This window comes from Christiangramia fulva (assembly GCF_003024155.1).
GTDB classification, from domain to species: domain Bacteria; phylum Bacteroidota; class Bacteroidia; order Flavobacteriales; family Flavobacteriaceae; genus Christiangramia; species Christiangramia fulva.
Map to the genome: position 1 here is coordinate 3,609,438 of NZ_CP028136.1, position 14,353 is coordinate 3,623,790.

Consider the following 14,353-nt stretch of genomic DNA (forward strand, 5'->3'; position numbering starts at 1 on the left):
TTTACTTCAACCGATAAAAAAATCCTAAATTTGTGCTTTTAAAATAAACCAAACAACACTTAGATGATCCTTTTCTTCGGAAACCAACTTACGAAGGTTTATGCGGTGGAAACCCACTCAGAACTTTCGGCTCAGGAAATTTCTAAACTCAACTGGCTTTTCGGAAATACCCAACAAATATTTAAATCTGCCCTGGCAGATTTTTTTGTTGGTCCGCGTGCAGCCATGATCACTCCCTGGAGTACCAATGCGGTGGAGATCACCCAAAATATGGGAATCCACGGAATTATTCGCATTGAAGAATTTATGCGGGTGGATGAGCATTTCGAAGATTATGACCCCATGCTTTCTCAAAAATACAAGAAACTGGATCAGGATATTTTTGATATTCATATCAACCCGGAACCTATAAAGGAAATTGATAATATAACCGAATATAACCTTCAGGAAGGTTTGGCCCTCAATGACGAGGAGGTTAAATATCTCGATTCCCTTTCCAAAAAATTAGGCAGAAAACTCACCGATTCTGAGGTTTTTGGTTTTTCGCAGGTGAATTCAGAACATTGCCGCCACAAGATCTTCAACGGAACCTTTATTATTGATGGTAAGGAGAAACCTGTTTCACTCTTCAAAATGATCAGGAAGACTTCTGAAGTGAATCCGAATGACATTGTTTCGGCCTATCGCGATAATGTGGCCTTTGTAAAAGGGCCAAAACTGGAACAGTTTGCACCTAAATCGGCTGATGTACCTGATTATTATCAGAATACCGAATTTGATTCAGTGATCTCCCTTAAAGCCGAAACCCATAATTTTCCAACCACTGTAGAGCCTTTTAACGGGGCGGCTACCGGTAGTGGCGGAGAGATACGCGACCGTCTGGCAGGTGGAAAAGGTTCTTTGCCTTTAGCCGGAACGGCGGTATATATGACCTCTTATTCACGTCTTGAGAAAGACAGGAAATGGGAGCAGGCAATGAAAGAACGCGACTGGCTCTACCAAACGCCTATGGATATTCTGATTAAGGCATCTAATGGAGCCTCCGATTTTGGAAATAAATTCGGGCAGCCTTTGATCGCCGGTTCGGTCTTCACATTTGAACATGCCGAAGAAGAGCGAAGGCTTGGATACGATAAAGTAATTATGCTTGCCGGTGGAGTTGGTTACGGCAAAGCCGATCAGGCGAAAAAAGACACTCCTAAAAAAGGAGATAAGATCGTGATCCTGGGGGGTGAAAACTACCGAATTGGTATGGGAGGAGCTGCGGTTTCTTCAGCCGATACTGGTAAATTCAGCAGCGGGATTGAACTAAATGCCATTCAGCGGTCCAATCCGGAAATGCAGAAAAGGGCCGCCAACGCTATCCGAGGGATGGTAGAGAGTGAGGAAAATCCAGTAGTTTCCATTCACGATCACGGCGCAGGCGGACATTTGAACTGCCTCAGTGAACTAGTAGAGGAAACCGGCGGGAAAATAGACCTTGACGCCTTACCTGTGGGTGATCCTACACTTTCTGCCAAAGAGATCATTGGTAACGAATCTCAGGAACGCATGGGCCTTGTGATAGGAGAAGCCGAGATAGCAAAACTAAAACGCGTGGCAGAACGCGAAAGATCCCCAATGTATGAAGTTGGTGATGTAACCGGCGATCACCGATTCACCTTCGAAGGCAGCAAATCGCATAAAAAACCAATGGATCTGGAACTTGGAGATATGTTTGGCAGTTCTCCAAAAACGGTGATGAATGACAGAACTGTTCAGAGAAATTATGAAGATTTAAGCTATTCTTCAGATAAGATTCAGGAGTATCTTCAACAATTGCTTCAGCTGGAAGCTGTGGCCTGCAAAGACTGGCTTACCAATAAGGTTGACCGCTGTGTTTCAGGTCGTGTTGCCAAACAGCAGGCTGCCGGACCTTTGCAGCTGCCTTTAAACAATGTGGGGGTAATGGCTCTCGATTATAAAGGCAATTCTGGAGTTGCAACTTCAATTGGCCACTCCCCTGTTTCGGCTTTAGTAGATCCGGTGGCAGGTTCCAGAAATTCCATTGCCGAAGCGCTTTCGAATATCGTTTGGGCGCCCCTGGAAAAAGGACTGAAATCTGCTTCCCTTTCTGCAAACTGGATGTGGCCCTGTAATAATGAAGGCGAAGATGCGCGTTTATATGAAGCCGTGGAAGCTGTTTCAGAATTTGCTATTTCCCTGGGTATAAATGTGCCTACAGGGAAAGATTCCCTTTCCATGAAACAACGTTATAAAGACGGTGAAGTGATCTCTCCCGGGACCGTGATAATTTCAGCGGCCGGACATTGCGATGACATCAGTAAAACAGTTGAACCAGTTTTGCAAAAAAATGGCGGCGATATTTTTTACATCAATTTATCCCAGGATAAATTTAAATTGGGAGGCTCTTCTTTTGCGCAGGTTTTGAATAAAATTGGAAAAGAAGTTCCTACGATTCAAGATGACAAAAAATTTGTCAATGCGTTCAATACTGTTCAGGAAATGATCAGGAAAGATATGATCCTGGCCGGGCATGATGTGGCTTCAGGCGGTCTCATCACTACGTTATTAGAAATGTGCTTTGCCGATACGAATCTTTCTGCGGAATATGATCTTTCCAAATTAGATGAAAAAGACTCTGTTAAGCTATTGTTCAATGAGAACTGTGGTATAGTTTTCCAGGCTAAAAATGATTCAGCTGAAAAATTCCTGAAAGAACAACAGGTCGAATATTTTAAAATAGGAAAAGTTACCGAAGGAAAAATCCTGAAAATTAAAAACAATTCAGAAGTTCATGAATTCAATATTCCCGAACTTCGAGATACCTGGTATAAAACCTCTTTTCTCCTTGATCAGAAACAAAGCGGAAAAGATAAGGCTACCGAGCGTTTTCATAATTATAAGGAACAACCGCTGGAATTCAAATTTCCTGAAAATTTCACAGGAAAACTTCCAAAAATCGACTCCTCCAAAACCCGCATAAAAGCTGCAATTATTAGGGAAAAAGGATCGAATAGCGAACGAGAAATGGCCAGAGCCATGCATCTCGCCGGTTTCGATGTAAAAGACGTACATATGACCGACCTGATTTCAGGCCGCGAAACTCTGGAAGACATCCGGTTTATTGCTGCAGTAGGCGGATTCTCGAATTCAGATGTGCTTGGTAGCGCTAAAGGATGGGCCGGAGCATTTTTATATAATGAAAAAGCCAAAAAAGCCCTGGATGATTTCTTTGCCAGAAAAGATACTTTATCGCTGGGTGTTTGTAACGGTTGTCAGCTCTTTATTGAACTCGGACTTATCAATCCCGATCATGAACAAAAACCGAAAATGCTGCATAACGAATCGCATAAATTTGAATGTAACTTTACTTCGGTTGAAATTCAAAAAAACAACTCGGTGATGCTTTCTTCGCTGGAAGGTTCAAAACTGGGAATCTGGGCGGCCCATGGTGAAGGTAAATTCAGTTTTCCTTATGAAGAGGAAAAATATAAGATCGTGGGTAAATATGGCTATGAAGGATATCCTGCCAATCCCAATGGTTCCCATTTCAATACAGCTATTTTAACAGATGATACAGGAAGACATCTTGTTATGATGCCTCACCTTGAGCGCTCAACATTCCCCTGGAACTGGGCTTATTACCCAAAGAACAGGAATGATGAAGTTTCTCCATGGCTGGAAGCCTTTGAAAACGCTCGGAAATGGCTGGAAAACAAATAATTAACTTCAATAAATAAAAAATGCGGGCTAAAAACCCGCATTTTTTTATGATTTCTTTAGGATTATTTTTTAGGGAATTCTTCAAAAATATCATCCACCATTTTAGTGATTCCACGTTTGGTGGTTTCATTATAAATAGCATCTTTTGCAACACCTTTCCAGACTGTTTCTTTAGTCTGTCGGTCAACAAGCCTAATTACGAGGGTTCCCTGCTTATAATTATAAACATCATAGTTATAACCAATTATATTAGAATAATCGGCATATCCATAATAATAATAAGGATCATAATATGGAGCTACGGTAGAAATGCCTGTAGTGTAAGGATAAGTGGCATAAATAGCATCGGTATCGGTAGCCAGTTCAGCATCAGTTTTGGTGCTTACCAGTACCAAAAGATCCGGTTTACTACGATCAAGGCGATATCCTTCCTCTTTTAAATTTTCACTAATAGCATTTATAACCATCGAATTTACATCTTCCTTGCTATATGCCTTATTTTCAACCTTAGCATTCGTATTGGGTAAAAAAGCAAAGGTTTCATAATTTTCAAGATTTGTGTTAGCAGGATTTTTAGTTGTAACTCTGGGCCCACATCCAAAAAATGTAATCACAATCATTATTATTAAAGTAATTTTCAAAGTCTTCATAGCATTACGTTTTTTTGATTCCATATAAATTTAAAAATCTAAAAACCTATTTATCAATGTTTTGAAGGCTTTAAAATCAATTTAACCCTATTTATAAATTTTTAATTAAATTTTAAAGCAACTGAAAAACAAGGAATTCTTCTTTGAAGAATTAATACTAAATCCAACTTTTTTTATTAAAATGGATTTAATTGAATTCTTAAATTGCTATTTTGCAATGCATATCGGTAAAATCCGGAATTATTCATGACTGAAATAAAAAGACTATTCGATTTTCCATATTATCAGCTTGAAAATTTTCCTTTGGAAAAAGCTCTTGTCACGAAATACGGAAATGAATGGAAATCTATTTCCACTCAACAATATATCGACCAGGCAAATGCTGTGAGTCGCGGTCTTCTTAGGCTGGGAGTAAAACCTAATGATAAAATAGCTGTGATCTCCTCTACCAACCGAACGGAATGGAATATTATGGATATTGGCATTCTGCAAATTGGCGCTCAAAATGTTCCCGTTTATCCAACCATCGCGGAAGACGAATATGAATATGTATTAAATCACAGCGGTGCGATCTATTGTTTTGTTTCAGATAAAGAAGTGCTTGAAAAGGTCAATAAAATCAAGGAAAATACCCAGTTGAAGGAAATTTTCAGCTTCAATGAGATCAAAAATTGTAAAAACTGGAAGGAGATCCTGACAAGTGGTGAAGATAAAAGCAATCAGGACGAGGTTGAAAAATTAAAGAAAAGCGTTAGGAGCGAAGATCTCGCTACCCTTATTTATACTTCGGGAACAACCGGGAAACCTAAAGGAGTTATGCTTTCTCATGAGAACATTGTGAGCAATGTGCTGGGAAGCGCTTCCCGTGTTCCTTTTGAAACAGGATCTTATGTAGCCCTGAGCTTTTTGCCGGTATGCCACATCTTTGAGAGAATGATACTTTACCTGTATCAGTATTATTCGGTTTCGGTTTATTTCGCGGAATCGATTGAAAAGATAAGCGATAATCTTAATGAGGTGAAGCCTAATGTGATCACCGCAGTTCCAAGGTTACTGGAAAAAGTGTATGAAAAAATTGTGGCGAAAGGTTCTGCTCTTTCCGGAATAAAGAAAAAACTTTTTTTCTGGGCTCTTTCCCTGGGAGAAATTTACGAGCCCTACGAGGCGAATGGCTGGTGGTATGAATTCCGCCTGAAAATTGCCAGAAAACTCATTTTTTCAAAATGGCAGCAGGGCCTGGGTGGGAATATCGAGCTTATTGTCTCTGGAAGCGCAGCTTTACAACCAAGGCTGGCAAGAATATTTGCCGCTGCTAATATTCCGGTAATGGAAGGCTATGGTTTAACCGAAACCTCTCCAGTCATAGCCGTGAATGATGAAAGAAATCACGGTTTTAAAATTGGAACAGTAGGAAAAGTACTTGAAAATGTTGAAGTGAAAATAGCTGAAGACGGGGAAATATTGACAAAAGGTCCGAATTTAATGAAAGGTTATTACAAGGATGAAGAGAAAACCCGGCAGGTTATAGATGAACAGGGTTACTTTCATACCGGAGATATAGGTGAATTGGATAACCAGGGATTTCTCAGGATCACCGACCGTAAAAAGGAAATGTTCAAGACTTCCGGCGGAAAATATGTGGCACCGCAGATCCTTGAAAATACCATGAAACAATCCCGCTTTATCGAGCAGATCATGGTGGTTGGGGATGGTGAAAAAATGCCGGCTGCCCTTATTCAGCCTAACTTTGAATTTATTAAAGATTGGGCCAGGAGAAAGAATATCGATCTTGGTGATGGCAGCATGAAAGCCATCGCGACCAATAAACTGGTTCGACAAAGAATCCAGGAAGAACTTGATTTTTACAACGAGAAATTTGGAAAGTGGGAAAGAGTAAAAACCTTCGAACTAACTCCTGAAGTATGGAGCATCGAAGACGACCATTTAACACCTACAATGAAACTCAAACGCCGAAACATAAAAGATCGTTACCATCTACTCTATGAACAACTCTACGGCCGTAACTAATTACAATAAAATATAATAGAAAATAAGCTCCTCTTTTTAAGGGGAGTTTTTTATTTTTAATACTCACTTCTCTACCGGAAAAAATCCCTATTTATTTAGCATATTTTATTATGCATGCATAATATTTTTTACTAACTTTGGTTCACTTCTATGAGTGAGATGAAAGAAAAAACGATTGATTATGTACTTCGGGCAACCTGGATGGCAGTCTCGAAAATGTATAATGAGGAAGCAGGTAAAGCGGGTAGCACTATGGCTACTGGTTTCGCGCTTTTAAGTATAGATCCTGAAAAAGGCACACCTTCCACCTCCCTGGGTCCCAAAATGGGAATGGAAGCCACAAGTCTGTCAAGAATATTAAAATCTATGGAAGAAAAGGGATTAATAACCAGAAGGAAAAATCCTAAAGATGGACGTAGTGTACTTATTTGCTTAACCGATTTTGGCCGGGAAATGCGGGATTATTCGCGGCGTGTGGTTTTAAGATTTGACGAAGCAGTTAAAGAAGCAGTTTCAGAAAAAGAAATGGAAACATTTATAAAGGTCGCTAATTCTATTATGAGCCTTATAAATGAAAAGAAAATTTATACCGAGGAAATTCAGATAAAGGAAAAATAACAGGAATTAAATAGTATAACCTAATAATGAAAAGACGTATCAACAAAGTTGCAGTAATCGGTTCCGGAATTATGGGAAGCGGGATTGCCTGCCATTTCGCCAATATTGGGGTGGAGGTTCTTCTGCTGGATATTGTTCCGCGTGAACTCAACGAAAAGGAAAAACAAAAGGGGCTGAGTCTGGATGATGAAGTTGTTCGAAACAGAATTGTAAACGACTCGCTTCAGAATGCCTTAAAATCAAAGCCCTCGCCTATCTATCACAAAGATTTCGCAAGCAGGATAAAAACCGGCAACCTACAGGATGATATTTCAAAGGTTTCAGAAGCAGACTGGATCATAGAAGTGGTGGTAGAACGTCTCGACATTAAAAAACAGGTTTTTGAAAATCTTGAAAAATATCGCAAAAAAGGAACAATAATAACTTCTAACACTTCCGGTATCCCCATAAAATTCATGAGTGAAGGCCGAAGTGAGGATTTCCAAAAACATTTCTGCGGAACCCATTTTTTCAATCCGCCACGATATTTAAGGCTGTTTGAGATCATACCGGGCCCTGAAACTTCCCAGGAAATACTGGATTTTCTGTTTATGTATGGTGAAAAATTCCTTGGAAAAACACCAGTTATTGCCAAAGATACTCCGGCTTTTATCGGTAACCGAATAGGGATTTTCAGCATTATGAGCCTTTTCCACCAGGTGAAAGAGATGGGAATGACCATTGAAGAAGTCGATAAACTTACAGGACCGGTAATAGGCCGGCAGAAATCGGCTACCTTCCGAACCGTTGATGTGGTGGGACTTGATACACTAGTTCATGTGGCTAACGGTCTTCATGAAAACGTTCCAAAAGATGAAGCTCACGACCTCTTCGCTCTACCCGATTTCATCAATACCATGGTGGAAAATAAGTGGTATGGAAGTAAAACCGGCCAGGGCTTTTATAAGAAAATTAAAAAAGACGACGGTTCCAGCGAGATCAAAAGCCTTGACCTTGATTCTATGGAATACCGCGATCAGAAAAAAGCTTCTTTCGCTACTCTGGAACAAACAAAATCCATAGACAATGTGGCTGATCGTTTTGAAGTTCTGATAAACGGAAAAGACAAAGCAGGCGATTTCTATAGAAAAAGTTTCTCTGCTTTATTCGCCTACGTTTCAAATCGAATCCCAGAAATTACCGATGAACTTTATAAGATCGATGATGCCATGAGAGCAGGTTTTGGTTGGGAACACGGCCCGTTTCAGATCTGGGACGCCATTGGCGTTAAAAAGGGCGTCGAAATGATGAAAAAAGAGAGTTATGAGCCTGCCGCCTGGGTTAATGAAATGCTTGAGAGTGGAAACGAAAGTTTTTATACAGTTAAGGAAGGAAATACCTTCTATTATGATATTGATCAGAAGAAACAGGTTAAAGTTCCAGGGCAGGATGCCTTCATAATTCTCGACAATATTCGGGAATCAAAAGAAGTATTTAAGAATAGTGGCGTGGTCGTTGAAGATCTTGGAGACGGAATATTAAACGTGGAATTCCGCAGCAAAATGAACACCATTGGTGGAGATGTTCTTGACGGCCTGAACAAAGCCATAGATTTGGCTGAAAAAGACTACCAGGGACTGGTGGTTGCCAACAATGGCAAAAACTTCTCTGTAGGCGCAAATATCGGAATGATCTTTATGATGGCGGTTGAGCAGGAATATGATGAGCTCAATATGGCGATCAAATATTTTCAGGATACCATGATGCGCATGCGCTACTCCGCAATTCCAACGGTTGCTGCTCCTCATGCGATGACCCTGGGTGGCGGGTGTGAGCTTTCGCTGCATGCCGACCGCGTGGTTGCTGCCGCTGAAACCTATATAGGATTAGTTGAATTTGGAGTTGGAGTTATTCCTGGCGGTGGTGGAACCAAAGAGATGACCGTGAGAGCTTCGGATACTTATCAGAAAGACGATGTTGAACTGAACAGGTTACGTGAACATTTCCTTGCCATCGGAATGGCTAAAGTTTCAACTTCAGCTTATGAAGCTTTCGATTTGAATATTCTTCAAAAAGGAAAAGACATCGTGGTGGTAAATCCCGATCGTCAATTAGCTATTGCTAAGAAAACGGCCCTTTTGATGGCAGAAAACGGTTATACCAAACCCATTGAAAGAACCGATATTAAGGTTCTTGGAAAACAGGCTCTAGGAGCATTCCTGGTAGGAACCGACCAGATGAAAGCTGGAAATTATATTTCAGAACATGACCAGAAGATCGCTAATAAACTTGCTTATGTAATGGCCGGTGGAGATCTTTCGGCTAACCAGATGGTGAGCGAGCGATATCTACTTGACCTGGAAAGAGAAGCTTTCCTATCACTTACAGGAGAAAGAAAGACGCTGGAAAGACTTCAGCATATGCTGAAGAAAGGGAAACCCCTTAGAAATTAGTAGTTAGTATTGAGTAATAAGTCAAACGTGCACAAATTAGAAGATTTAAAGGTTTGGAGTAAAGCAATGAAAGTTGCCGAAGATATTTATAGTCTAAGCGCTAACTTTCCTTCTGAAGAAAAATTTGGCTTAACAAATCAAATTAGAAGAAGTGCTGTTTCCATAGCTTCAAATATAGCTGAAGGTGCCGGTCGTGATACTAAAGGGGAATTTCGAAATTTCCTCAGCATGGCTGCTGGCTCATCTTATGAACTTTTTACTCAATTAACATTAGCCCATCGATTGAAACTTGCTTCAAGAGAATTGATTCAGCCTATTCTCGATGAAGTCATAGAAATTCAGAAAATGAATTACTCTTTAATAAAAACTTTAAAGTAATGTTAATCTCAATACTCATTACTAAATACTAAATACTGCAAAATGAAAACAGCCTATATAGTCAAAGCATACAGAACCGCAGTTGGAAAAGCTCCAAGAGGTGTTTTTCGCTTTAAACGTCCCGACGAGCTCGCAGCGGAAACCATTGAATATATGATGGGAAAACTCCCCGAATTTGATAAAAACAGGATCGACGATGTGATCGTGGGTAACGCCATGCCCGAGGCCGAACAGGGCCTTAACGTGGGTCGCCTCATTTCCCTTATGGGATTGGATACGGTAAGAGTTCCGGGGATGACAGTGAACCGGTATTGCGCATCAGGACTCGAAACCATCGCGATCGCTTCGGCTAAAATTCAAACCGGAATGGCCGATTGTATTATTGCCGGCGGTGCAGAAAGTATGAGCTATATCCCAATGGGAGGCTATAAACCGGTTCCGAATTACGAAGTGGCTAAAGAAGGTCATGAAGATTATTATTGGGGCATGGGACTCACCGCAGAAGCTGTGGCCAAGAAGTACAATGTTTCCAGGGAAGACCAGGACGAATTTGCCTACAGCTCTCACCAAAAAGCATTAAAAGCCCAGGCTGAAGATCGTTTTCAGGATCAGATCGTGCCTATAAAAATCGATGAAAACTACTTTGATGACGGAAAAAAGAAAACTAGAAGTTATACGGTAACAAAAGATGAAGGTCCGCGTAAAGACACTTCTCTCGAGGTTCTCCATAAACTACGTCCGGTTTTCGCAGAAGGCGGAAGCGTGACTGCCGGTAATTCCTCGCAAATGAGCGACGGAGCGGCTTTTGTAATGGTGATGAGCGAGGAAATGGTAAAAGAGCTGAATGTTGAGCCAATCGCAAGACTGGTTTCTTATAAAGCTGTGGGCGTTGAGCCAAGGATTATGGGAATCGGTCCTGTTTATGCGATTCCGGAAGCCGTGAAAATGGCAGGAATCAAACAGGATGATCTTGAACTCATTGAGCTCAATGAGGCCTTCGCATCACAATCACTCGCCGTGATCCGCGAATTAGGTTTAGACAAAGACAGGCTAAATGTGAACGGAGGAGCAATTTCCATGGGCCACCCGCTTGGTTGTACCGGCGCAAAACTCTCGGTTCAGATCTTTGATGAAATGAGAAAACGCAACTTAAAAAACAAATACGCCATGGTAACCATGTGTGTTGGAACCGGGCAGGGAGCCGCAGGAGTGTACGAGTTTCTTTCCTAAGGAAAAAGAGAAAAGAGTAAAGAAAAGAGACAATGACAGCACGCGCAAGGCATAATTACAAAAATCTGAAAATATGGAAATTAGGTTTGGAAATAGCAAATGAAGTTTCTGATCTTCTACAGAAATTTCCACCGCATGAAAAATATGACCTAAGTAGCCAAATTAGCAGATGTTCTGTTTCTATGCCAAGTAATATCGCTGAAGGTTCTTCAAGAACTGAAAAATCCTTCAGGCATTTCCTGGATATTTCTCTGGGCTCTTCGTTTGAATTGGGAACACAAATATTAGTAGCAAAACATCGAAATTATATCAATCAGGAAGAATTAAACCGATTAGAAGAGAAGATCGCAGAATTTCAAAAAATGACTATGGGTTTTCAGAATAAGCTTTAGTCTTTTCTCTCTTCTCTTTTTTCTTAAACCAAACAAATACAAAAAATTATGAATACTGAACAATCAACAAAGATAGATATTCTCCGCGGCGGTCAATTTCTAGTTAAAGAAACCGACTGCAATGATGTATTTACCCCGGAAGACTTTTCTGAGGAACAGAAAATGATGAAAGATTCCGTGAAGGAGTTTGTTGACCGCGAAATCTGGCCGAATAAAGAAGAGTTTGAAAAGAAAAATTACAAGCTTACCGAAGAGATCATGAAAAAAGCCGGGGAACTAGGCTTCCTTGGCGTGACCGTTCCCGAAGAATATGATGGCCTGGGAATGGATTTTATCTCTACCATGCTGGTATGTGATTACATTTCTGGAGCCACGGGTTCGATTGCCACCGCTTTTGGGGCGCATACGGGAATTGGTACCATGCCGATCCTGCTTTACGGAACCGAGGAGCAAAAAAAGAAATACATTCCGAAGCTGGCTACCGGAGAATGGTTCGGCGCTTATTGCCTTACCGAGCCCGATGCGGGAAGTGACGCCAATTCAGGAAAAACAAAGGCTGTTCTTTCTAAAGATGGTAAATATTACAGCATCAGCGGACAGAAAATGTGGATCTCCAATGCCGGATTTGCCAATATGTTCATCGTTTTCGCGAGGATCGAAGATGACAAATATATCACCGGTTTTATTGTAGAAAACGATCCAGAAAACGGAATCACTTTTGGCGAAGAAGAGAAAAAACTGGGAATCCACGCCTCCTCTACCCGTCAGGTATTTTTTAATGACACCAAAGTACCGGTTGAGAATATGCTTTCGGAAAGAGGAAACGGTTTCAAAATCGCAATGAACGCGCTTAATGTGGGTCGGATCAAACTGGCTGTGGCTTCACTCGACGCGCAGAGAAGAGTGACCGATCTTGCCGTGAAATATTCCAATGATCGTGTTCAGTTTAAGACTCCTATCGCGAAATTTGGTGCTATTAAGTCTAAACTTGCTGAAATGGCAACCTCAGCCTGGGTTGGCGAATCGGCTAATTACCGGGCGGCTAAAAATATCCAGGACAGGATCGATATCAGGCTTTCGGAAGGAAGTTCCTATTCAGAAGCTGAATTGAAAAGCTTTGAGGAATATGCCATTGAATGTTCTATTTTGAAAGTTGCCTGTTCTGAAGACATTCAGAATTGCAGCGACCAGGGTATCCAGATTTACGGCGGGATGGGATTCTCTGCCGATACTCCCATGGAATCTGCCTGGAGAGATGCGCGTATCGCCCGGATCTATGAGGGAACCAACGAGATCAACCGTATGCTTTCGGTAGGAATGCTCGTGAAAAAAGCCATGAAAGGTCATGTTGATCTGCTTGGCCCCGCTATGAAAGTCGCCGATGAACTAACCGGAATTCCTTCCATGGAAAAACCCGATTTTGCAGATGTGCTTTCAGAAGAAAAAGCGATGATCGCCAAACTCAAAAAAGTTTTTCTGATGGTTGCCGGAAGCGCGGTTCAGAAATTCGGGCCAGATCTTGAAGAACATCAGCAATTATTGCTTGCCGCTGCCGATATTCTGATCGAAACCTATATGGCCGAATCGGCTATTCTCAGAGCTGAAAAGAACGCGAATAGATATGGTATTGAAAATCAAAAATATCAAATAAAGATGGCTCAATTATATCTTTACAATGCCGTTGATACTGTTACCATAAAAGCCAAAGAAGGGATTGTTTCCTTTGCGGAAGGCGACGAACAGCGCATGATGCTTATGGGACTGAAGCGTTTTACAAAATATCAGAATCAGCCTAATGTGGTGGAACTTCGTAATTCCATTGCAGAAAAACTGACTTCAGAAAATAAATATTGTTTCTAAGGAACATCCTGTTTTACTGAGAAAGAGCCTGAGAATTTCTCCTGCGTCATCCTGAATTCAAATTCAGCCTGACCAGCAAAGATTCTCGGGCTTTTTAATTCCACCGATTACCCTTTACATTCATATCAAGAATATAAACCACTTCAGAAGCAGTAATGAATAATTTGTCGTGATCTTTTCCTCCAAAAGTCACATTGGCGGTCCAATCGCGATCTATAGGAATATATGTTATCTTTTTTCCTTCTTTATTGAAAACTGTAACGCCGTCACCGGTAAGGTAAACATTGCCTTTACGATCCATGGTCATTCCGTCAGAACCCATTTGGGCAAATAGTTTTTTGTCGATAAGATTTCCATCTTCAGATATCTTATAAGAATAGGTCTTCCCGGCTCCTATATCTGAAATATATAAGACACCATACTGCCAGGAGCCAATAATCCCGTTGGGCTTAACCAGGTCATCAGCAACAATCTTTACCTCCTTCTTATCCGGAGTTAGATAGTAAACCCGTTGCTGATCGATATCCGGCTTCTGCCTTTTCCAGTATTCCCGCTGATAATAAGGATCGGTAAAATAAATTCCTCCCCTGGAATCAACCCAAAGGTCGTTTGGACCGTTAAGTCTTTTATTCTGAAAATTATCAACAAGGACTTTCACGTTTTTATCAGGATCGATTTGCCATAATTCTGATTTCTCATCAGCGGCGGCAAGAAGATTTCCGTTCCTATCAATATACAAACCATTGGCGCGACCGGCATTTTCCATATAAACAGAAATATTTCCGGTTTCTGCAGACCATTTTAAAATCTGATTATTCGGCTGATCGGTAAAATAGACATTCCCTTTTGCATCAGATGCCGGCCCTTCCGTAAAATCAAATTCTTCAGAAATCAATACCGGCATGGCACCTTCTTTTATTATTTTCTTATGAGAATTACAGGATACAGTGATCCAAAGAAGAAAAACTTCAATCAAAATATATTTTCTCATAATACCAAGCCTAATTTTAGTCGAAATTTAAACCATTTCTGCAATAAA

10 protein-coding genes are annotated in these 14,353 nt (G+C 40.8%); 8 read left to right on the top strand and 2 right to left on the bottom strand.

Features of this window, described 5'->3' with window-relative positions; genetic code table 11:
* Positions 1–63: 63 nt before the first annotated feature.
* Complete coding sequence (gene purL / locus C7S20_RS16245) at positions 64–3,726, top strand: phosphoribosylformylglycinamidine synthase (protein WP_107013460.1); 3,663 nt, start codon at positions 64–66, stop codon at positions 3,724–3,726.
* Between the two features lie 62 nt (positions 3,727–3,788).
* Here purL and C7S20_RS16250 read toward each other — a convergent pair whose 3' ends face one another.
* Entirely contained in the window at positions 3,789–4,376 is a 588-nt protein-coding gene (locus C7S20_RS16250; protein WP_159039962.1) for a DUF4136 domain-containing protein, read from the bottom strand.
* Between the two features lie 246 nt (positions 4,377–4,622).
* Here C7S20_RS16250 and C7S20_RS16255 point away from each other — a divergent pair, with 246 nt between their 5' ends.
* From C7S20_RS16255 to C7S20_RS16285, 7 genes are all read left to right on the top strand, one after another.
* A complete protein-coding gene (locus tag C7S20_RS16255; RefSeq protein ID WP_107013462.1) occupies positions 4,623–6,404 on the top strand; it encodes an AMP-dependent synthetase/ligase in 1,782 nt (593 codons plus the stop codon).
* 159 nt (positions 6,405–6,563) lie between these two features.
* Positions 6,564–7,022, top strand: a complete 459-nt coding sequence (locus tag C7S20_RS16260; RefSeq protein ID WP_107014277.1) for a MarR family winged helix-turn-helix transcriptional regulator — start codon at positions 6,564–6,566, stop codon at positions 7,020–7,022.
* A gap of 26 nt (positions 7,023–7,048) precedes the next feature.
* Positions 7,049–9,454, top strand: coding sequence for a 3-hydroxyacyl-CoA dehydrogenase/enoyl-CoA hydratase family protein (locus C7S20_RS16265; protein ID WP_107013463.1), 2,406 nt, complete (start codon positions 7,049–7,051; stop codon positions 9,452–9,454).
* A gap of 27 nt (positions 9,455–9,481) precedes the next feature.
* On the top strand, positions 9,482–9,832 hold the full coding sequence (locus C7S20_RS16270) for a four helix bundle protein (RefSeq protein WP_107013464.1): 351 nt from the start codon (positions 9,482–9,484) through the stop codon (positions 9,830–9,832).
* A gap of 42 nt (positions 9,833–9,874) precedes the next feature.
* The gene (locus tag C7S20_RS16275; RefSeq protein WP_107013465.1) at positions 9,875–11,062 is read left to right on the top strand and encodes an acetyl-CoA C-acyltransferase; all 1,188 of its coding nucleotides are present in this window, start codon (positions 9,875–9,877) and stop codon (positions 11,060–11,062) included.
* Between the two features lie 32 nt (positions 11,063–11,094).
* Positions 11,095–11,454, top strand: coding sequence for a four helix bundle protein (locus tag C7S20_RS16280; protein WP_107013466.1), 360 nt, complete (start codon positions 11,095–11,097; stop codon positions 11,452–11,454).
* A gap of 48 nt (positions 11,455–11,502) precedes the next feature.
* Positions 11,503–13,314, top strand: a complete 1,812-nt coding sequence (locus C7S20_RS16285) for an acyl-CoA dehydrogenase family protein (protein WP_107013467.1) — start codon at positions 11,503–11,505, stop codon at positions 13,312–13,314.
* A 94-nt stretch (positions 13,315–13,408) separates the two neighbouring features.
* Here the strand turns inward: C7S20_RS16285 and C7S20_RS16290 are convergent, their stop codons facing one another.
* Positions 13,409–14,305 carry an SMP-30/gluconolactonase/LRE family protein gene (locus C7S20_RS16290; RefSeq protein WP_107013468.1) on the bottom strand — a complete coding sequence of 299 codons (897 nt, stop codon included), beginning with the start codon at positions 14,303–14,305 and terminating at the stop codon, positions 13,409–13,411.
* Positions 14,306–14,353: the final 48 nt, after the last annotated feature.